Origin of the sequence: Campylobacter lanienae NCTC 13004 (genome assembly GCF_002139935.1) — a bacterium.
Classification (GTDB): domain Bacteria; phylum Campylobacterota; class Campylobacteria; order Campylobacterales; family Campylobacteraceae; genus Campylobacter; species Campylobacter lanienae.
Map to the genome: position 1 here is coordinate 903,710 of NZ_CP015578.1, position 19,993 is coordinate 923,702.

At 34.4% G+C, this 19,993-nt stretch carries 19 protein-coding genes; 8 read left to right on the forward strand and 11 right to left on the reverse strand.

The window, feature by feature from the left end; all coding sequences use genetic code 11:
- Window positions 1-4 precede the first annotated feature (4 nt).
- Entirely contained in the window at window positions 5-1,252 is a 1,248-nt protein-coding gene (locus CLAN_RS04615; protein WP_096013152.1) for an ArsS family sensor histidine kinase, read from the forward strand.
- Here the strand turns inward: CLAN_RS04615 and CLAN_RS04620 are convergent.
- Genes CLAN_RS04620 through CLAN_RS04635 form a run of 4 tightly spaced genes read right to left on the reverse strand, consistent with a single transcriptional unit; the run spans window position 1,223 to window position 6,895 of the window.
- Window positions 1,223-2,479 carry a ComEC/Rec2 family competence protein gene (locus CLAN_RS04620; RefSeq protein ID WP_100590701.1) on the reverse strand — a complete coding sequence of 419 codons (1,257 nt, stop codon included), beginning with the start codon at window positions 2,477-2,479 and terminating at the stop codon, window positions 1,223-1,225. The genes CLAN_RS04615 and CLAN_RS04620 overlap by 30 nt on opposite strands.
- Window positions 2,480-3,775 carry a TolC family protein gene (locus CLAN_RS04625; RefSeq protein WP_100590702.1) on the reverse strand — a complete coding sequence of 432 codons (1,296 nt, stop codon included), beginning with the start codon at window positions 3,773-3,775 and terminating at the stop codon, window positions 2,480-2,482. It abuts the gene before it with no gap.
- Window position 3,776: 1 nt separating this feature from the next.
- Entirely contained in the window at window positions 3,777-5,702 is a 1,926-nt protein-coding gene (locus CLAN_RS04630) for a MacB family efflux pump subunit (RefSeq protein ID WP_096014519.1), read from the reverse strand.
- A complete protein-coding gene (locus CLAN_RS04635) occupies window positions 5,702-6,895 on the reverse strand; it encodes an efflux RND transporter periplasmic adaptor subunit (RefSeq protein WP_100590703.1) in 1,194 nt (397 codons plus the stop codon). Before CLAN_RS04635 ends, CLAN_RS04630 begins: the two co-directional genes overlap by 1 nt.
- A 135-nt stretch (window positions 6,896-7,030) precedes the next feature.
- Between CLAN_RS04635 and glmU the strand changes: the two genes are divergently transcribed.
- Genes glmU through truA form a run of 7 tightly spaced genes read left to right on the forward strand, consistent with a single transcriptional unit; the run spans window position 7,031 to window position 13,344 of the window.
- Window positions 7,031-8,335, forward strand: a complete 1,305-nt coding sequence (glmU, locus tag CLAN_RS04640; protein ID WP_100590704.1) for a bifunctional UDP-N-acetylglucosamine diphosphorylase/glucosamine-1-phosphate N-acetyltransferase GlmU — start codon at window positions 7,031-7,033, stop codon at window positions 8,333-8,335.
- Complete coding sequence (gene coaBC, locus CLAN_RS04645) at window positions 8,325-9,485, forward strand: bifunctional phosphopantothenoylcysteine decarboxylase/phosphopantothenate--cysteine ligase CoaBC (RefSeq protein ID WP_100591050.1); 1,161 nt, start codon at window positions 8,325-8,327, stop codon at window positions 9,483-9,485. Before glmU ends, coaBC begins: the two co-directional genes overlap by 11 nt.
- Window positions 9,482-10,153 carry a hypothetical protein gene (locus CLAN_RS04650; protein ID WP_100590705.1) on the forward strand — a complete coding sequence of 224 codons (672 nt, stop codon included), beginning with the start codon at window positions 9,482-9,484 and terminating at the stop codon, window positions 10,151-10,153. Before coaBC ends, CLAN_RS04650 begins: the two co-directional genes overlap by 4 nt.
- The gene (uppS, locus tag CLAN_RS04655) at window positions 10,150-10,827 is read left to right on the forward strand and encodes a polyprenyl diphosphate synthase (RefSeq protein WP_100590706.1); all 678 of its coding nucleotides are present in this window, start codon (window positions 10,150-10,152) and stop codon (window positions 10,825-10,827) included. Before CLAN_RS04650 ends, uppS begins: the two co-directional genes overlap by 4 nt.
- The gene (locus CLAN_RS04660; protein ID WP_100590707.1) at window positions 10,827-11,561 is read left to right on the forward strand and encodes a prepilin peptidase; all 735 of its coding nucleotides are present in this window, start codon (window positions 10,827-10,829) and stop codon (window positions 11,559-11,561) included. The genes uppS and CLAN_RS04660 overlap by 1 nt, the downstream gene beginning before the upstream one ends.
- Window positions 11,558-12,583, forward strand: coding sequence for an LptF/LptG family permease (locus CLAN_RS04665; protein WP_096019661.1), 1,026 nt, complete (start codon window positions 11,558-11,560; stop codon window positions 12,581-12,583). Before CLAN_RS04660 ends, CLAN_RS04665 begins: the two co-directional genes overlap by 4 nt.
- Window positions 12,583-13,344, forward strand: a complete 762-nt coding sequence (truA, locus tag CLAN_RS04670; protein WP_096018756.1) for a tRNA pseudouridine(38-40) synthase TruA — start codon at window positions 12,583-12,585, stop codon at window positions 13,342-13,344. The genes CLAN_RS04665 and truA overlap by 1 nt, the downstream gene beginning before the upstream one ends.
- 2 nt (window positions 13,345-13,346) lie before the next feature.
- Here the strand turns inward: truA and CLAN_RS04675 are convergent, their stop codons facing one another.
- Genes CLAN_RS04675 through napA form a run of 7 tightly spaced genes read right to left on the reverse strand, consistent with a single transcriptional unit; the run spans window position 13,347 to window position 19,885 of the window.
- On the reverse strand, window positions 13,347-13,685 hold the full coding sequence (locus CLAN_RS04675) for a chaperone NapD (RefSeq protein ID WP_096027203.1): 339 nt from the start codon (window positions 13,683-13,685) through the stop codon (window positions 13,347-13,349).
- Window positions 13,682-14,581, reverse strand: a complete 900-nt coding sequence (locus CLAN_RS04680; RefSeq protein ID WP_100590708.1) for a WD40 repeat domain-containing protein — start codon at window positions 14,579-14,581, stop codon at window positions 13,682-13,684. The genes CLAN_RS04675 and CLAN_RS04680 overlap by 4 nt, the downstream gene beginning before the upstream one ends.
- The gene (locus tag CLAN_RS04685; RefSeq protein WP_096017281.1) at window positions 14,581-15,042 is read right to left on the reverse strand and encodes a 4Fe-4S dicluster domain-containing protein; all 462 of its coding nucleotides are present in this window, start codon (window positions 15,040-15,042) and stop codon (window positions 14,581-14,583) included. The genes CLAN_RS04680 and CLAN_RS04685 overlap by 1 nt, the downstream gene beginning before the upstream one ends.
- A complete protein-coding gene (locus CLAN_RS04690; RefSeq protein ID WP_167368936.1) occupies window positions 15,039-15,575 on the reverse strand; it encodes a nitrate reductase cytochrome c-type subunit in 537 nt (178 codons plus the stop codon). Before CLAN_RS04690 ends, CLAN_RS04685 begins: the two co-directional genes overlap by 4 nt.
- Window positions 15,572-16,357, reverse strand: coding sequence for a quinol dehydrogenase ferredoxin subunit NapH (gene napH, locus CLAN_RS04695; RefSeq protein WP_100590709.1), 786 nt, complete (start codon window positions 16,355-16,357; stop codon window positions 15,572-15,574). Before napH ends, CLAN_RS04690 begins: the two co-directional genes overlap by 4 nt.
- Window positions 16,354-17,106 (reverse strand): ferredoxin-type protein NapG, encoded by a 753-nt coding sequence (gene napG / locus CLAN_RS04700; RefSeq protein WP_086224629.1) that lies wholly within the window; start codon window positions 17,104-17,106, stop codon window positions 16,354-16,356. The genes napH and napG overlap by 4 nt, the downstream gene beginning before the upstream one ends.
- Window position 17,107: 1 nt before the next feature.
- Entirely contained in the window at window positions 17,108-19,885 is a 2,778-nt protein-coding gene (napA, locus tag CLAN_RS04705; RefSeq protein ID WP_100590710.1) for a periplasmic nitrate reductase subunit alpha, read from the reverse strand.
- Between the last annotated feature and the right edge of the window lie 108 nt (window positions 19,886-19,993).

The following is a 19,993-nucleotide window of genomic DNA, read 5'->3' on the forward strand; positions in this document are numbered from 1 at the left end:
AGTAGTGAAATTCTCATCTATTTTTTATACCATTACTCTGATTTTTGCTCTTGGGATTGGGGCTATAGGCATTGCATTTTTGTGGCTTATAGAGTATGACAAGGCTAACTACGCTAGAGAGCTAAATACCAAATACTCAATTGTAGCTAGAGCCACACTATTATATCTTAATGAGCTAATAAATCAAGATGAGTATAAAGAGCAATTATCAAATTTATATATGCCGCCCATAAATGATGAGAGCAAAAAAGAAAAAATCATAAAAGAAGCCGTGGTATTAGAAGAGATCACTACAGAGCTAGGCATTAGCGCTATACTATTTCACCAAAAGAAAAACTATCTTAAAATTACCAAAGATGATGAGACTCTACTTCTTATTGATACTGCTTATCAATCTTATCGCTATATAATAATACAGATTATATTTGCCTTTGTGGCTGGAATTATACTGCTTACTTATATATTTATAATTCGTAAAATTATGCCACTTGGCAAGCTTAAACGAGAGATTGATAAATTTGCTCAAGGTGATTTAGAGATCAAAAATGTAGCCACTGGAAACGATGAGATAAGCCAAGTTGCGAGTGCGTTTTATGATGCTGTGAGTCAGATTAAAAATTTAAATAATAGTAGGCAATTATTTCTTCGTAATATCATGCACGAGTTAAAAACCCCAATCACAAAAGGTAGAATTACAGCTGAAATGATAGAGAAAAATAAAAATCAAGAGCGTTTAATCGATGTATTTGAGCGACTTGAGAGCTTGATAAATGAATTTGCAGCTGTAGAGAGAGCTACATCTAGGTTAGTTGGCGAGTTAAAACCATATAAAATACGAGATATCATAGATGAGGCTATAGATATTGCTATGATTGAAGAGTCTAGCGTAAGAGTAGTAGCTATAGATGACGCTACTATAAAAGCTGATTTTAAGCTCTTAGCAATTGCGTGTAAAAATATGATAGATAATGCGTTGAAATATTCAGATGATAAATTTGTTAAAATAACAATCACAAATAATGAGATAGTATTCTCATCTAAATCACAGCCATTAGAACATGATATAAAATATTATATAGAGCCATTTACGCAAGGCTCAAATGCTAAAAAGAGCTTTGGATTAGGATTATATATAGTCCATAATATCTTAGTAGCTCACAAGCTAAAACTACTATATAATCACCAAAATGGGATAAATAATTTTGTCTTTAGCTTTATTAACTCAAATCAAAGCAAAAACATAGACAAATAACCCCAAAAATGCTAATAATATCATTATTTGCTTTTTATATATCGCTAATAAAGCAAGGATATTATATCCGATAAATTCCCATAACCCCACGACTGCCCTACCCTGCGCTGGGGCAAACTCAAGAAATCTTAAAATCCACTCATCAAAAATCCCACCATACCCAAATATATGTAAAAACAGGCTAAGCGGATAAAATATCACAAAAATATAAGCTATAGGAATCACGCTAATCTGATACCAACTCACAGTTGGAAAAAAGTAATAAACAGGAATATTCATCGCCAAAAATACAAATATCTCCAAAGCTAAAGTATGGATAAAAATACGCCAATAGCTATTTAAATCATCTTTATTGCCAAAGTGATAAATATATAAAAATATAAAATAGACCCCAAGAGCTGAAAAATAAAATCCTATAGAAAATAGCAAATTTACACTAAAAGCTACCCCAATCAAAATAGATAAAATCAAATTCCCAAAGCTAAAAATCTTTAGCCCCCTACTAAGAAGCAAAAATCCAATAACACCCATAATATAAGACCTTAAAAAGCTAGGCGTAAAATCCAAAATATATAGATAAAATCCCATTAAAATAAACAAAATCAAACTAATATAAAATCTCAAATTTAAATATGGGAAATACCTATCTTGTAGCGGCATAATCGTAAATTTCGCTATAAAAAATATAAAGACAAATATCACACTAAGATGAAATCCGCTAATTGCGATAATGTGAGCTATCCCCCAGTTAGTTACATTTTGCCTTAGCTCCTTACTCATCGGCGTTGCTAGATACAAAGCACTATAAAGCTCTTGAATTTTAGAATCGCTATGTTGGCTGATGATGGCTGATTTTAGATGATTTGTAATGCTTGGAGGCTTTATAAACTCTACAATCTTAAAACTAGGCAAAAAAAATCTACCCGTTATATAGTTTTTAAATTTCAGATTTTTGGTTATAACGCCAACTTCACAGCTACTACATTTTGGTAAATTTTTTGATCTAGTATAAAATACAAACTCATCGCTTTTAAACTGGATGATATAATACTCCCCGCTCTTACCCTCTCTCTTATCGCTAAATAATAGATCAGCTTTAATAAAGTTATAAGGCGAGGATATAAATTTCTCATAATTTTTAAACTCAATATATAAATTTAGAGCCAAAATCCCCACGCAAATAGCCGCAAATATCCCAAATTGCTTAAAATTAGCAAAGATATTCATCTACTTAGCAATAGCCTTATAGTAGCTTATCTCATCATTTAAAAGCTCAAATTTTTGATTAATTAATGAAATTTGGATTGATATTAGATTGTTTTGTGCTTCTATTAGATCTTTTAATTCTGCGCTACCTTCATTATATTTGCTTTGATAAATTTCTACAATCTTAGCTTGATCATCTCTCATCACTATCAAATTTTCATATGTGATATTATCAGTTTGGTAAAAATTGATATATTTTAATGCCTCATTTATCGCATTTTTTAGCGTTTGCTCGTAGCTTAATCTAAGTTTATTAAACTCAAGTTCGCTAATTTTGATATGTTTTTGTAACTTATAATAGTCCAAAAAAGGCAAACTAAAACTCACAACCCCACCAAGTTGATTAAAATCAAAGCTATTTTTAAATTTACTATCTTCATCGCTTAAACTCGCCCCAAGCGAAAGCGAAGGCAATAGATCTTTTTGGCTCAATCTATATTGATAAAAACTTGCGTTTAAATTTGAAATTGCCTCATTGATATCTGGGCGATTTGATAACTCACTAATCTCAAACTCACCTATCCCCACAAATCCAACTTCGCTTAAACTAAGCTCATCAAATCTCATATCGCTTCTTGTGAGATTTTTTAAGCTCTCATAGTTTTGCTCTAATGACCTTTGGGTGGATTGAATTTGATTTTGAATTTTTAAGATATTTTGAGAGCTTTGCTTAATAGCCAAAAACTCCTCCTTGCCATTATCAAATTTAACTCTCACAAGCTCATCAAGCATCTTTGCGTTATCTAAATTTTGTTTTAAACTACGCAAAGAGTCATTAAGATATAAGATATTAAAATAGCTATTAGCAACTTGATTTATGATAGTTAATCTCAAATTTTCTAGCGTTGATCTACTAGCAGACCATAGCCACTCTTTGGATTTATAATTATCATAAATTTTACCAAATATATCAAGCTCATAACTAAGGCTAAATTTAGAATTAAATCTACTGCTAAACTCATCATTTCTACCGATATCTCTACTAGAATTAGCCCCGATCTCGCCACTAAGCGATGGTATATATCCATCACTTGCTACATTAGAATTTAGCATAGCTATCTCTAAATTCAGAGCCGCTATATTAAGATTTTCGCTATTTTTCATAGCTAAATCAACCAACTCATTTAAGGTAGTTTGGTTAAAATCCTTATACCACTTAGGGGTATAAAACTCAACATCTTTAATCTCATAATCTAGCTTTTTGCTAGCGCATCCGCTAATCATAAAAGCGATAAAAATAGCAATCATATATCTCATATTAATCCCTTAATAACGCATCAATCGGATTTAGCTTAGATGCATTTTGCGCTGGAATATAGCCAAAAATTATCCCTATAAGACTAGAAACACAAATAGCTATAATAATCGAAGCAAAGCTAAATATCATACTAAACTCACTGCTTAGTGCATTAACAATAGTGCCAACCAAATAAGCTAACCCCACTCCGATCACTCCACCAATAGCACATAATAGTATCGCTTCGATTAAAAATTGAAGTAAAATATCTCTACTCTTTGCTCCAATTGCCATGCGAATTCCAATCTCTTTAGTTCTCTCAAATACACTCACAAGCATAATATTCATAACCCCAATTCCACCAACCATCAAAGATATAAAAGCAATACCAGAGATCAAAAGCCCCATTGTATTTACCGTGCTTTGGACGGTTTGCATTATGGTATCTGAATTCACAGTGAAAAAATCCTTCCCCCCACGAATCGAGCTCATAGCTTCTATTATGCCACTTTCTGCTACTTGTGCGTTGATTTGATCATTTATTTTAACAATTATTGAGCGTATATTTTGAACTCCAGTAAGCTTATTGGCCGCTGTGGTATATGGTAGATAAACTGTGATATTATCAGCACCAAATGAGCCTGAATCCTTATATCCTACTCCGATAATTGTAAATGGCTGCTTATTAAAGATAATTGTCTTACCGATAGGATCAACCCCATCAAAAAGCTCTTTTTGAGCCAAGTTATCAATAATAATATTTGAGCGAGAAAATCTCAAATCATCAGCATCAAAATCCCTACCACTAATAATACTCACCCCAGATACACTAAGCAAATTCTCACTACCACTTCTTAAACTAGCATCTACATTTTTATTGCCATATGTCAAAAGTCCAGAGCTATTTATCCTAGGCGTAGCATAATCTATAAAGCTAAGACTCTCAAGCATCTTATAGCTCTCTATACTAAAATCTTTTAATTTTTTAGCGTTTCTATCACCAAAATTCTTACCCAACATTAGAGTTATGGTATTTGTCCCCATGCTATTTATATTGGCTAAAATCTTTTGTTCGCTACCCTTGGCTAATGCTACTACGCAAATTACTGATGCTATACCGATGATTATACCAAGCATAGTTAAAAACGATCTAAGCTTATGCGATTTAATCGCTGATACACTCATCACAAAGCTCTCAATAAATCTGTCTTTAAAGGCTTTGAAATTTGATTTGATAGCTATATTTTCGGGGTTTTTAGTATATCTCTCATCGCTTTTTACAATATCATTTATGATATTTCCATCTTTGATCTCTATAATGCGGTTTGCCCAACTAGCTATATCTTTATCATGAGTTACTATTATAATAGTATGGCCATCTTTATGTAGATCCTTTAAAATCTCCATAACCATCACCCCACTAGCACTATCTAGTGCTCCAGTAGGCTCATCACAAAGCAAAATCTCCCCACCATTCATAAGCGCCCTAGCTATGCTTACTCGCTGTTGCTGACCGCCACTTAGGTGATTTGGCATGGTATCAAATTTAGACTCTAAGCCTAGTTTGCTTAATAGCTCTTTAGCTCTAGCTAATCTCTCATCTCTATCCATCCCAGCATAAATTCCAGGTAAAGCGACATTGTTTTTAGAGTCATTAGAGCTAAGTAGATTATAACGCTGAAATATAAAGCCAAATTTCTTTAATCTAAGATATGATAGCTCATCTTTATTAAATTTACTTATATCCTTGCCATCAAGCTCATATTTGCCACTAGTTGGTGTATCAAGGCAACCTAAGATATTCATAAGCGTACTCTTGCCGCTACCTGATTGACCGATAATAGCTACAAACTCACCTTTTTTAATCTCTAAATTTATCCCTTTTAATACCTCTGTTTGAGTATCACCAACTCTAAAAGATTTACGAATATTATCTAATCTAATCATCACAATCTCATCGCAGGTTTTCTAGAACTATTCATCATATTTTGAACGCCTGTTGAATTTAGATAGAAATATACAACCTCCTCACCCTCATTTAGCCCTTCGATTATCTGTGTATTTATACCATTTGTTACGCCGGTTTTTATAGATTTTTGCTCTACTTTATCACCATTTTTGATATATACGAATTTGCCTTTTTTGCCTGATTTTATCGCCATTGTAGGTAGATATAGCACATCTTTATTCTCAGCAATTATAATCTTATTTTCCGTTGTCATACCTATACGCAAAATCTCATCACTATTATCCACATTTACCTTAGCGTAATAATATACCGCTGAGCTTGAGCTTGAGCTGCTTGAGTTTGAATTTGAAGATGAGTATTGGCCATCACTAAGAGTAGTTAGACCTGGGTCAATTGAGCTTATATATGCGGTATATTTTTTAGAATTATTTGAAAGAATCGAATACTCTACTTTATCTCCTACCTTGATATTAGGTACATCGCCCTCGCTAACTTGTAATCTTATCTCCATTTTAGTTAAATCTGCGATATTTACTAAAGTCGGTGTGGTTTGATTGGCATTTAGAGTCTGACCCACCTCCACAGGCACAGATACCACAACTCCATCAAATGGCGCCCTAATATCAGTATAACCCAAATTTGTCCTAGCAGTATCTATCTCAATTCCAGTTTGTTTAATTTGAGCTTCTATCTCTTTTAAACTAGCTAATTTTAAACTATAAGCATCTTTAGCATTTTCTAAGCTCTCTTGGCTTGTGGCGTTTTGTTTAGCTAGATTTTGCTCCCTTTTATACTGCTTTAATGCGATATCAACTGAAATTCTAGCCGAGTTTAACTTCGCTTCTAAAATCTCCAAAGCCGCAAGTTGCTGATCAAGCGTATTTTGCTGCTTTATGCTATCTATTTGAGCTATTTTATCTCCGGCTTTTACTCTATCACCTACTTTTACATATAGCTCTTTTATCTGACCGCTTACTTGAGCACCTACATCAACTAAATTACGAGAAAAAACTTCACCCACAGCATCTACGCTTTGGATTATATCTCCCTTTTTAACTACTGTTGTTATATACTCATTTTTTGGCGTTTCATCTCTTAAACTCCACCACAAAATAGCCCCACCAGCAATCACTATAATAAGAATTGCTAATAATTTTTTCGATATTTTCATTATTTTCCTTAGATATTTTTGGCGTCATTGTAGGTAATTTATGTAAATTTATTGTTAAGCTTAGATTAAATTTAATCAATTTTAACCATATTTAGATACAATAATGCCAAATTCAAATCATCAAAAGAGTTAGCTATGCAAGATATATCAATCATCATATTAGCAGCCGGCAATGGCACACGCATGAAATCCCCAAAATCCAAAGTCCTACATACATTAAGCGGTAGATCTATGATTAGCCATGTGATAGATAAATCACTTCAAATATCTGATGATATTTCTGTTGTTTTAGGCTATCAATTTGATGAAGTTAGCAAAGCTATAAATAGCGAATTTAGCGGTATAAATATAACAAGACAAGATACTCAAAACTATCCTGGCACTGCTGGGGCCGTTATGAGCGCAAGGCCTAAATATGACAAAACTCTAATAATCTGTGCTGATATGCCACTAGTCAAGGTTGAAGAGCTAATATCCATAGCCAAAGGAGATAGCGATATCACCTTAGCCGCCTTTTTATCTGATGAGCCTTTTGGCTATGGAAGAGTAATAAAAGATGAAAATCAAGTAATAAAAATCGTAGAAGAAAAAGACGCAACCAAAGATCAAAAAGCTATAAATTTATGTAACGCAGGGGCGTATTGCTTTAATACAGCTTTATTAAACTCAATTTTACCTAAAATAGATAACAAAAACGCAAGCAGCGAATACTACCTAACTGACGCCATAGAAATAGCCCTAAAAGATGGAAAAAGCGTTGGTTATGTCTTAGTAGATGAGCAAAATTTCATGGGTATTAATGACAAACTAGCTTTAAGTAAAGCTGAAAATATAATGCAAAATGAGATTAAATCAAATTTGATGAAAAATGGCGTTATAATCAGATTACCAAATAGCGTATTTATCGATAGTAGAGCTAAATTTGAAGGTGAATGTGAGATAGAGAGCGGATGTGTAATTAAGGGCGATTGCCTTATTAAAAACTCAATTATCAAAAGTAGCTCTGTGGTAGAATACAGCACAATAATCGATAGCGATATTGGCCCGATGGCGCATTTAAGACCAAAAAGCTATATTAATTCTACTCATATTGGTAACTTTGTAGAGCTTAAAAATGCGAATTTAGATGGTGTCAAGGCTGGCCATCTAAGCTACTTAGGAGATTGCGAGATCGGCAAAGGCACAAATGTGGGATGCGGCACCATAACTTGTAATTACGATGGCAAAAATAAACACAAAACAATAATAGGCAAAAATGTATTTATAGGTAGCGATACCCAGCTCATTGCGCCTTTAAATATCGCTGATGATACACTCATAGCAGCCGGTTCTAGCGTAACAAACGATAGTCAAAAAGGCGATTTGGTAATCGCTAGGGCAAAACAGAGTAACAAAAATGGATTTTTCTATAAATTTTTTGGCAAAAAAGATGAAAAATAGAGATATTTTATTAGCTGTTTGTGGGAGTATTAGCTTTTATAAAGCTTATGAAATTTTAAGTCTGCTTAAAAAAAATGGCGCAAATGTGAGAGTTTTACTAAGCGATGGTGCGCTTAAATTCACTACTCCAGTTGGCTTTGAAGCCCTTAGCAATGGTGTTTTAAGCTCACTCAATGAGAGTTGGGCGGATAATCTAACTCACATAAGCTTTAGCAAAAATGATCTAATCATCATCGCCCCAGCCACCGCTAATAGCATTAATAAAATCGCTCTTGGAATTGCTGATAATATCTTTTTACAGACCATTTTAGCCGCATCTTGCCCTAAAATAATCGCTCCTGCGGCCAATAATCATATGCTAGAAAACCCAGCTACAATTAGAAATTTAGAGATTTTAAAGAATGATGGCTTTATAATAGTTGAGCCAATTGCTAAGACTCTAGCTTGTTTGGATTATGGAAAAGGCGGATTAAATGAGCCTTGGCTAATTGTAGAAACCGCCAAAAGAGTATTAAACCAAGATGAGTTTTACAAAGGCAAAAAGGTTATAATCACCGGTGGTCCAACAACTGAAAAGATAGATGACGCAAGAGCCATCACCAACCACTCAAGCGGCAAAATGTCAAAAGCCCTAGCCGATAGTTTCTATTACGCTGGTGCTGATGTGGTATTTATAAGCTCGGTTGATTTTGATACCCCGTATAAGATGATTAAATTCAAAAGCTCAAATGAGCTATTAAATGCCTTAAATTCTCAAAAAGTAACTCAAAATGATATTTTGATTATGTGTGCGGCGGTTAGTGATTTTGTCTGCCTTAACCCTAAAGATGGAAAGATAAAAAAAGATAAAATGGGCGATAAAATCGAGCTAAAATTAAATATTGATATATTAAAAAATTTAAATCTAAATTGTAAAAAAATCGGCTTTAAGATGGAGATGAATCCACAAAATGCTCTAAACAACGCCAAAAATATGCTAATAGATAAAAACCTAAATGCGGTCTGCTTAAATATCTTAGATGATAAGATCAAATTTGGCTCTGACCAAACCCAAATAAGCTTCATAACCAAAGACTCAACCACGCAAACCGATTTCGCCCCAAAAGAGCTAGTCGCATCGCAAATCACGGAGCTAGTAAAAAATATATGATAAATAGAGTAAATCAAATTCAATCAGCCAAAATCTCAAACAACATCCCAGCTATGATAAACTCAAGCTTGCCTGTAATAATAAAGGTCTTAGAACAGACTAGATTTAACCGCTATAATATCAAATTTGGCACCAAAACCATAAGCACCACAAGCTACAAAGAGCTAGATGTAGGAAGCGAATACTACGCAAATATCGGCTCACAAAGTGGTGGTGTAATAAGCATAAACTCACTAACCAAAAGAGAGGTTATCGAACCAGTTTTAGCCGATGGAGTAAGCCTAATCGAGATGGTAGCCAACTCAAAAGATCTATCTTGGTTGATCCCATATATCAAAACCAAAATGTCAAATTCGCTCTCTAAGGATGAATTTAGCATATACGCAGATATGATAATGGCACTAAATGAAAATATACTTCATATACCATTTTACTATGATAACCGCTCAGCATTGATACAAATTTCACTCAATAAAAATCCCAAAATTTATCTAATTTTCTCTTTGTTTGCTCCTGTGATTATATCAATAAAAGATGGCAAATTCAATCTCATTAGCTCACAATACCCAAGTCTTAGCAAAGCCTTAGCCAGTGAATTAAAGTGCGAATTTGAGATCAAAAACATATCTCCACTATGGCAAAAAGCCACCATAAAGGCGACAATATGAATACCCTAAATCATCTAGCTATAATTATGGATGGCAATGGTAGATGGGCCAAAAATCGCACACTAATAAGAACCGATGGCCACAAAAAGGGCGCTGACACAGTAGAAAATATAGCAATTTACTGCGCTAAAAATGGGATTAAAAATCTCACGCTCTATGCTTTTAGCACAGAGAATTGGAAACGGCCAAAGAGCGAGGTTGATTTTTTGCTAAATTTGCTTTTGAAATTTATCAAGCTTAAAGAGAATTTATTTTTAGAAAATAGTATTAGATTTCACACAATTGGCGATTTAAGCCCATTTAGCACTCAATTAAAAAATGCTATAGCTAATCTCAAAGATAAAACCAAAGATAATAGTAGGCTAAATTTAATCCTAGCTATAAACTACGGAAGCCAAAATGAGATAGTAAGAGCTGTCAATTCTGCCCTTGCTAATGGAGTTAAAATAGATGAAAAAAGCATATCAAGCCACCTTGATAGCGCTGATTTTGGCGATGTGGATCTGATGATTAGAACGGGTGGCGAGCATAGACTTAGCAACTTTTTATTATGGCAATCTAGCTATGCTGAGTTAGCATTTACCCCAACTCTTTGGCCAGATTTTGATACAAAAGAGCTTGATGAGATTATAGCTAAATTTAAGATCACTCACCGCAAATTTGGGGCGATTTAATGCTATTTATATTTTTTATTTTTGGCCTTTGCTTTGGCTCATTTGCCGCAGTTTTAGCCACCAGAGTGCCAAATTCACAAGATATCATATTTACTCGCAGCCGCTGCCAAAAATGCCATAAAAAATTAAATTTTTATGAGCTTATTCCGATAGTTTCATGGCTGATTTTAAATAAAAAATGTAAAAATTGTAAATCCGAGATTTCAGCTTTTTATCCGCTATCTGAGCTTTTGATTGGAATTTTAGCTATTTTGGCATATCTTGCTAAGCCAAATTTAATCTTAGCTATAATTTTAGTTTTGATATTTACTATTTTTTATGCTCTTAGCGTGATTGATTATAGGCTAAAAGCTGTGCCAAATTCGCTTTTAATGAGTGGATATTTCTTAGCTATAATTTATGCTTTTTTAAGCGATATCAACCAAATTTTAAACTCATTTATCATAATTGGCTTTATGGTGATTTTAAAAAGCATCCTAATGCTAAGGCATAAATATCAAAGCCAAATATCAGAGCCAATGGGCGATGCTGATAGTATATTTATAGGTTCAATGGTTGCTATTTTGGGGCTTTGGTGGGGAATTGTAGCTCTGTTTATAGGCTCTATTATCCAGCTTGGATTTCACTTAATCAAAAAAGAGCGTGCTATAGCTTTCATCCCGGCGCTTTTTTTGGGTTTTATCTGTGCTTTAATGCTAGATAATTTCACAAATATAAATTTAGGATTAATATGAATAGGGTTAATATATATCTTTTTAGTAGTTTTTTATCAACCTTTGCGTCGCTTTTTGCTACTTTGTTTTTGATAGTTTCGATTATATTTTTTATACAAATTGTAAGGATCACTAGCTATATTGATATAAATTTTGTTGAGCTTGTGAAGCTCTATCTATTTACACTTCCACAAATTCTGCTATTTACAACGCCTATTAGCTTTTTTGTATCTTTGGCGATGAGCTTTTTTCGCTTATCGAAAGAGAATGAGAGCATAGTGATATTTACTCTAGGCTATAGCCCAAAATATATAGCAAAATTTTTCCTACAAATATCAGCACTAATCTCAATAATACTGCTCTTTATAGCTTTGGTTGTTATGCCAACAGCCTTTAATCTACACAATAATTTTGTAAATTATAAAAAAACAAAACTAAGCCTAAATCTCAAACCAAGCGAATTTGGACAGAGATTTGGGTCTTGGATGATATTTATAGATAAGCAAAACAGCGACAAAAGCCTATCAAAATATGAAAATATTGTGCTTTATAATAACAGCGATATAAATGAGAGATTTATCACCGCAAGTAGCGGAGATATCACCAATGAAGATGCAAAACTAAATTTAATCTTAAAAGATGGCTATATCTATGATATAAAAGAGAATAAATGGAATATAGCCAAATACGACTCGCTCACAATCCGCTCAAATATCCAAGATAAATTTGGAGAAAATTTCAGCATTATAGAGTATTGGTCTAAAGCTAGTAGCGACCCAAAAGTTGCTAGAAATCTCATAATCTATACGCTTATAGCGCTATTTCCGCTAGCTAGCACCCTATTTGCTCTAAGCTTTGGCATTGTAACTTATAGATATGAAAAAGGGATTGTATATATTGGGGTTTTTGCGGTTTTGGCGGCCTATTTTACAGCTATTTTGTTGCTATCTAAGTATCCGATTTATGGAATTGTGGCTATTTTTACACTTACAATGCTATCTAGCTTGATAACTTTTAAACACAAAGTAATGAAAAAATACTAATGAAAATAGCTCTCAAATATAGCTATAATGGCTCTAAATTTAGTGGTTCTCAAACCCAACCAAATATGCTAGCCGTAGAAGATGCGATAAATCAAGCCTTAAATCATATCGGAATTTATGAGCCAATACTTTCTGGGTCTAGAACTGATAAGGGCGTCCATGCCTTAAACCAAATTTCAACCCTTCATTGTGGGGATTTTTGGGAATTAGATAGATTAAAATCACAAATTAATAGGCATCTAAGCCCCTATATCAGCATTAAGGATATATTCATTGTAGATGAGAGCTTTCATCCTAGATTTAGTGCAGTGGCTAGAGAGTATAGATATATCATCTACCACGGCGAAAAGTCGCCATTTTTAAGCGATTTTGTATATTTTTATCCAAATTTAGATTTAAAAAGATTAAATTTAGCTCTTAATTATTTTATAGGCAAGCAAGACTTCAAACCATTTTATAAAGTCGGTAGCGGCGAAAAATCCACAATTAGAGAGATTTACAAAGCTTATGCTTATCAAATTTCTAAAACCACATTTGGATTAAAAAGATATAACTCTAAGCCAAATTTAACTATCATTAAATTTAAAGCCAATGGATTTTTAAGAGCACAAGTCAGACTAATGGTAGCTAACGCCTTAAAGGCAGCAAGCAGTGATGAGAATCTATGTGAGTTTATCAAGCTATATAGATCTCAAAAGCCACTTACCAAAATCCCAGCTCCATCAAATGGACTATACCTAAAAAAGGTATTTTTCAAATAAATTTATATATTTGGGTTACCATTATATTTGATATCTTTGATATCCATTTCATCTATTTTACGGACAATTTCTCCGATATCATTTGAGTTGGCTTTAGAGATATCGCTATCTAAATCTTGATAGCTATATATCATAGCCACGGTGCTCACACCCTCAATCTGCTCTAAAGCTCTAAATGTAGCTAACTCACTATCAAAATCAGCTGATTCTATCAATACAATAATCTTATCACCCTCTTTAACCGCTACTTCGCAATTTGGGATTTTCGCCACCACAGATGCGATATCTTCACGATTATCAGCACTCATTAGAGTTATAACTACGCTTGAAATATTATTCATTTTAGACTCCAAAAATATATCTTATTATCATAACTTGAACCAATCAAATCATCACTACCAAATATCAAATAATTAAGCGAAGAGCCATTATACTCAATCTCTTTTATCACCACACCACTTTTATCTATAATTTTTATCATATCTTCTGTGCTAAATACCCCTTTATCATCGCTTATCCCAACACAATATACCAAAAATTTAGCATCATAATAAAACTCTTTAACACCATTATTAAAATACGCTTTTTTATCTGCTGAGCCACTAATCAACAGATCTCCATTTAGCCCTACGCTATATATAGTATCTTTTTGAGCGTTTATCTGTTTTATAAGCTTTTTAAGTTTAGTATCAAAATAAAAAATCACACCACCCTCAATCCCTATAGCTAGAATTCCATTTTTTCTATCATACGCTGCGTTGCCCGTGCTAGAAGTGCTAAGCTTGGTATCAAAAACAATCCTAGATTCTTTAAAATTATAATACTCCACTTCGCTACTCAAAGTTACAAATACAACACTATTTTCATCTAACAAAAATATCTTTTTTACCCCATCAGTAGGCATTTTAAAGCTTTTTAACATACCATTTTGGATAATACCAAGAGATTTAGCCCCATTATCGCTCTCATATAAAATTGCGATAATATCATTTAATTTATCGATACTAAATATCTTTGGTGAGATATTATTATCAAAATAATTTGAGATTTTTGGTAGCTCTATTATCCTATTTAGCTCTTTACTCTTCGTATCATAATCATACAATTCGCCATTATCAAGCCCAATTAATAAGCTATTTTTATCAAGATTAATACTAACAGCATTAGCAGGTAATTTAAGTTCAAAATCAGCCCACAAAAATGTAATCGCAATAAATAAAACTACAAAAAATCTCATCAATTTCCCCTTACAATCACTGAGTTATTCACACACACACTCACACACTCGCTACACCCTACGCATTTATCATTAATAGTAGGTCTAAACATACCTAAATACTCAATTGCTCTAAATTTACAGATATCTAAACAATTATAACATATAACACCATTCCACGCTAGACAAGTGGCGGTATTTATCTCTACATTAGCATTAATAACAGCAAGATTACTTAAATTTAAGACATTTTTACCTATAGATTCGCACGCTATAGCACACTCTTTACAGAAGTTACAGCCAAGCTTATTAGGATCAAACTTAACCCTACCATTATCAAATTCAAGAAGATTTCTATCACAGCTATCCACACATGGCGCAGGACAATTAACGCAATCAAACTCTCCGCTAAAATATGGCGGAGATATGGATTCAGGCTCTCTTTGCTTAAATTTAGCAAAGAGTTCTCGCCTATTTATCATTTAATACCTTGATTTAAAACATCAACAAGATTAGAAGTTCTATTACCCTCTATGCTTCTAAAATCAGCTTTGAAGTTATTTTTAACTAATGGTTGGGCGTCTGTTTGAGCCACATGGCATTGAACGCAGTTAAATCTCTCTTTATTGATATCTGCTGTTTTTTTGCCAGTTGATAGATACATATAGTGGCTTTGTGGTGCTGGGATAGTCCCCATATCTTTTGCCACTTCTATAGTGTGGCATGATAAACAGGCATTAGATTCTAAAGTAATAGGCAATAATCCATCTAAACTATGCGGAATAAGTGGTGGCGCATTCTCATAGCTTCTTTCATACAATTCATTGCTACCAGGCAAATCACCCTTCCAAGCAATTGCTGGATTTTTAACATTTAGCTCATCTTGAAGATCCACATTTCTAAGACCAATTTGCGTATCTTCTACTGCTGAGTTTTGACCAACACCAAAATTACAAGCTGCTAAAACTAGTGCCGCAGTAGCACTAAGTAAAATATTTTGCAAACCCTTTTTCATTCTTCTCTCCTAAATTTTAATATACTAAAATCAAGCGCATCATCATTACACGCCTCAACGCAACGCCCGCAACTTATACACTCACTTCTGATATTTCCACTTTGTTTGCCTATCAAATCCAAAACTTGTATCTCGGGACAAACAGCTTTACACTTATTACAATGTGTGCAGTTTTTGCTATTGTGATATATTCTTATTAAGCTATATCTACTAATTAATGCCCAAAATGCTCCCAAAGGACATAAATGACCACATATTAATCGCTTACCTAAAAAAGCCTCAATACAGATAATTATAATAGCTATACTAATAGCTGATCCACTAAGATATACAACACCTCTAGTAAATGCCCCAATATAGCTTACACTCTCAAAAGCCGCTATGCTAAAAGCAAAGCTAAACACCAAGCTAAGCGCAAATAGATAATATCTTGAATTTGAGCTTATATTAACTAGATTTTTGCCTATTTTTAGCTTAGTTCTTATATAAGCACCAAGATCTGTTAAGATATTAATAGGACAAACCCACGAACAAAACGCCCTAGGCGCTATCAAAGCGTAAAAAAGAGCTACAATTATAGCTCCCATCACACTAGCACTACCTACACTAAATCCAGCTAAAAATAGCTGAAGCAAAGCATACGGATCACTAAGTCCGATCACACCAAAGAGCTCTGAGCTACTTAAATTTCCTTTTAAGATATTTACGCCATATATATTTCCAGCTATAAATAATCCCAAAATAGCTAATTGAACTACTCTTCTAGCAATTGTAAATTTCATAGCTCATCTCCATTTAGATACTTAATACCCTTTTTGCTATCTAAATGCATTTTAGTATCAGCATCTTTTAGTTTAGCATCATCACCCTCTACCCAGCCTTTTACATAGTTATTGCCCAGCTTACCCATAACCATATCTCTTGGAAGCACAGTTATTGCGGCTTTATCTGTGATACATGCTATTTCACACTTACCACATCCAGTACAATAATCACTATCTACAATCGGCAATAAAAATGCGTGTTTGCCAGTTCTTTCATTGCGTTTATAATCTATCAATAAAGCCTTATCTATCAATGGACAAGCACGATAACACGCATCACATTGAATTCCAAAATAGGCTACACAGCTCTTCTCATCTACAACCGCTACACCCATTTTAGCCATATTGATATCCAAAGCTCCATCTTTTGTAACTAGCTTAGGATCTAGCGCCTCTGTAGGACACTCAACCACGCAAGGAATATCTTCGCACATAAAGCAAGGAATATCCCTTGGGGTAAAAAATGGAGTTCCGATACCTACGCCACTATCTTTAAATTCAGCGAGTTTTAGCGTATCAAAAGGACACGCCTCAACGCATAGCCCGCACCTAATACAACGAGTCAAAAACTCATCTTCATCTAAAGCTGCAGGCGGACGCAGTTTAAGCACAGGCTTAGCATTTGCATACTCTTTATAAACAAATGAGCTAGCAGCTAAAAGTCCAACTAAACTAAAACCCGTCTTTATAGCATCTCGCCTTTGCATTTTAGGCCTTATAGACTTTTACAGCACATTTTTTAAAGTCTGTCTGTTTAGATAATGGACAAGTAGCATCTAGACAAACTTTATTAATATATACATTTTCATCAAACCAAGGCACATATACCAAGCCTACAGGTGGTTTATTTCTACCACGGAAATCCACTCTAGCTTTTACTTTGCCACGGCGGCTCTCTACCCATACGACATCATTTTGAGCTACGCCTATTTTTTTGCCATCTTCTTCATTCATATAGCAAAGCGCTTCTGGAACAGCACGATATAGCTCAGGAACACGCATTGTCATAGTACCACTATGCCAGTGCTCTAGTACCCTACCTGTACATAGCCATAGTGGATACTCTTTGCTTGGAGTTTCTGGTGCATCCATAAATGGTCTAAAGAATATTTTTGCTCTATTTTTTATAGAAGTTTTTTCAGGGTTAGTAACTTTGGTTAAATCCCCACTTGGTAAAGCACCACTTGCGTTACCATAGAAAGCAAAATCGCTATCTGGAGCTGCTTTTTTCGCATATACATCATATTTGGTATTAAATCTCCATTGAGTCTCTTTGCCATCTACAACTGGCCATCTAAGACCTCTAACTTTATGATATGTATCAAAATCTGCTAGGTCGTGACCGTGGCCTACGCCAAATTTTCTATACTCTTCCCAAAGATATTTTTGGACGAAGAATCCATAGCCTTTAAATACATTACCATCGCTACCAACTACATTTCTGCTATCACCAAATACTTCAGTATTATCAAATCCATTTATAACAGCATCATCAGCATTAAATGATTTAGCCTCAGCATTGGCAAATAACACATCATATAGAGTTGATTCTGGGGTATAGCCTAATTTAGCTGCTTCATCTAAGACACTTGGAAGTGTTAGTTTGTTATCGATTTTTTTCTCACCCCAAACCTCTTTTAGTTTAAAGCGTTTGCTAAATTCCATATATTGCCATGTATCACTCATAGCCTCGCCTACTGGAAGAACTTGTTGTCTCCAATGTTGAGTTCTTCTCTCAGCATTACCATAAGCTCCCCATTTTTCATATATCATAGCTGTTGGCAAGATAAGGTCAGCTACCTTAGCACTAATACCTGGATATGGATCGCTCACTACTATGAAGTTATCCATCTCTCTTGCTGCTTTGATCCAGTGATTAGCATTTGCGGTATTGTGCCATGGGTTATTTACATGTACCCAAATAAATTTGATCTTACCATCTTCAAGATCACGCATAATTTTCATATATGGCGCACCTGGTTTTGGGTTTAGAGTTTTAGCTGGAAGTTTCCAAATTTTCTCTGTAATCTCTCTATGTTTTGGATTGGCTACGACCATATCTGCTGGCAAGCGGTGTGAGAATGTCCCAACCTCTCTAGCGGTACCACAGGCACTTGGCTGACCTGTTAGCGAGAATGCTCCACTACCTGGTTTGGCTTGTTTGCCTAGCAAGAAATGTACCATATAGCTTTGCTCATTTACCCAAGTACCACGAGTATGTTGATTCATACCCATAGTCCAAAAGCTCACAACTTTGCGTTTTTGATCTATATAATAACTTGCTAGAGTTTGAAGTTTATTCTTAAACTCTTCTAAATCTTCATTATCATCACCTTTGGCTAATTTCGCTACAAAATCAAGTGTGTATGGCGCTAGAGCCTTTTTAAACTCATCAAATGAAATTTGCCAATGAGCATCTGGAGTGGCTGTGTGTTTATTTTCCATTGTATCACCAGCTTTCATTCCTAAATATGCTAGTGTTACACCTTCAGCTTCGGTTAATACTTTAGATCTCTCTTTGGCTGCTGTATCTAACTCACTTGGTAGATATTTAGGGTGGTTGATATTATCTCTCATGCCATAGCCGATATCAGCTGGGCCTGTTGTAAATACGCAGTGGTCTTTTACGAATTTTTCATCGATAGCTTCTGGATGATTATATACAATCTCTCTAGCGATATAGTTCCATATAGCTAAGTCAGTTTGCGGTCTAAAGATAATCTCCATATCAGCGATATTTGATGTTCTATTTGAAAATGTAGATAAATTTATAATTTTTACATTATTTGGATTTTGAAGTTTTCTATCACTCACCCTAGCCCATAAAACTGGATGCATCTCTGCCATATTAGCACCCCAGCACACTACTGTATCAGTTAGCTCTATATCATCATAGCAACCAGCGGGTTCATCTATACCAAAAGTTTGCATAAAGCCCACAACCGCACTAGCCATACAGTGTCTAGCATTTGGGTCAATATTGTTTGAGCGGAAACCGCCTTTGATTAGCTTAACAGCCGAATATCCCTCTTGGACAGTATATTGTCCAGAGCCAAATACACCAATACCAGTTGGTCCAAGCTCATTATAAGCTCTTTTAAATTGTTTTTCCATCTCGTCAAATGCTCTTTTCCAGCTAACTTCAACGAATTTACCATTTTTATCAAATTCACCCTTAGAATTTACCCTTAAAAGTGGCTTAGTAATTCTATCTTCGCCATACATAATCTTAGCATTAAAATAGCCTTTAATACAATTCAAACCACGATTTACAGGAGCCAATGGATCGCCTTTTACCGCAACTATTTTACCATCTTTAGTAGCAACGACAATACCACAACCAGTACCACAAAATCTACATACTGCTTTATCCCAACGCCAATCTTGCTCTTTATTAGCAGCGCCTAATGAACTAGGTGCGCTAAGACCGGCAGCCGAACAAGCAGCCGCAACAGCTGAGCTCTTAATAAAATCTCGTCTATCCATATTTAACCTTTCTGAAATGATATTGAATTGGGATTATTATATAACTTTATTTATATTTTAAGACTTAAATTTGATTGATTTATATTATTATTTATATTATAGATTTTA

Bases quoted from the DNA above. Each gene is read 5' to 3' on its own strand.
- CLAN_RS04620 (WP_100590701.1), bottom strand. From the start codon at position 2,479: ATGAATATCTTTGCTAATTTTAAGCAATTTGGGATATTTGCGGCTATT.
- CLAN_RS04625 (WP_100590702.1), bottom strand. From the start codon at position 3,775: ATGAGATATATGATTGCTATTTTTATCGCTTTTATGATTAGCGGATGC.
- CLAN_RS04630 (WP_096014519.1), bottom strand. From the start codon at position 5,702: ATGATTAGATTAGATAATATTCGTAAATCTTTTAGAGTTGGTGATACT.
- CLAN_RS04635 (WP_100590703.1), bottom strand. From the start codon at position 6,895: ATGAAAATATCGAAAAAATTATTAGCAATTCTTATTATAGTGATTGCT.
- glmU (WP_100590704.1), top strand. From the start codon at position 7,031: ATGCAAGATATATCAATCATCATATTAGCAGCCGGCAATGGCACACGC.
- coaBC (WP_100591050.1), top strand. From the start codon at position 8,325: ATGAAAAATAGAGATATTTTATTAGCTGTTTGTGGGAGTATTAGCTTT.
- CLAN_RS04650 (WP_100590705.1), top strand. From the start codon at position 9,482: ATGATAAATAGAGTAAATCAAATTCAATCAGCCAAAATCTCAAACAAC.
- uppS (WP_100590706.1), top strand. From the start codon at position 10,150: ATGAATACCCTAAATCATCTAGCTATAATTATGGATGGCAATGGTAGA.
- CLAN_RS04660 (WP_100590707.1), top strand. From the start codon at position 10,827: ATGCTATTTATATTTTTTATTTTTGGCCTTTGCTTTGGCTCATTTGCC.
- CLAN_RS04665 (WP_096019661.1), top strand. From the start codon at position 11,558: ATGAATAGGGTTAATATATATCTTTTTAGTAGTTTTTTATCAACCTTT.
- truA (WP_096018756.1), top strand. From the start codon at position 12,583: ATGAAAATAGCTCTCAAATATAGCTATAATGGCTCTAAATTTAGTGGT.
- CLAN_RS04675 (WP_096027203.1), bottom strand. From the start codon at position 13,685: ATGAATAATATTTCAAGCGTAGTTATAACTCTAATGAGTGCTGATAAT.
- CLAN_RS04680 (WP_100590708.1), bottom strand. From the start codon at position 14,581: ATGAGATTTTTTGTAGTTTTATTTATTGCGATTACATTTTTGTGGGCT.
- CLAN_RS04685 (WP_096017281.1), bottom strand. From the start codon at position 15,042: ATGATAAATAGGCGAGAACTCTTTGCTAAATTTAAGCAAAGAGAGCCT.
- CLAN_RS04690 (WP_167368936.1), bottom strand. From the start codon at position 15,575: ATGAAAAAGGGTTTGCAAAATATTTTACTTAGTGCTACTGCGGCACTA.
- napH (WP_100590709.1), bottom strand. From the start codon at position 16,357: ATGAAATTTACAATTGCTAGAAGAGTAGTTCAATTAGCTATTTTGGGA.
- napG (WP_086224629.1), bottom strand. From the start codon at position 17,106: ATGCAAAGGCGAGATGCTATAAAGACGGGTTTTAGTTTAGTTGGACTT.
- napA (WP_100590710.1), bottom strand. From the start codon at position 19,885: ATGGATAGACGAGATTTTATTAAGAGCTCAGCTGTTGCGGCTGCTTGT.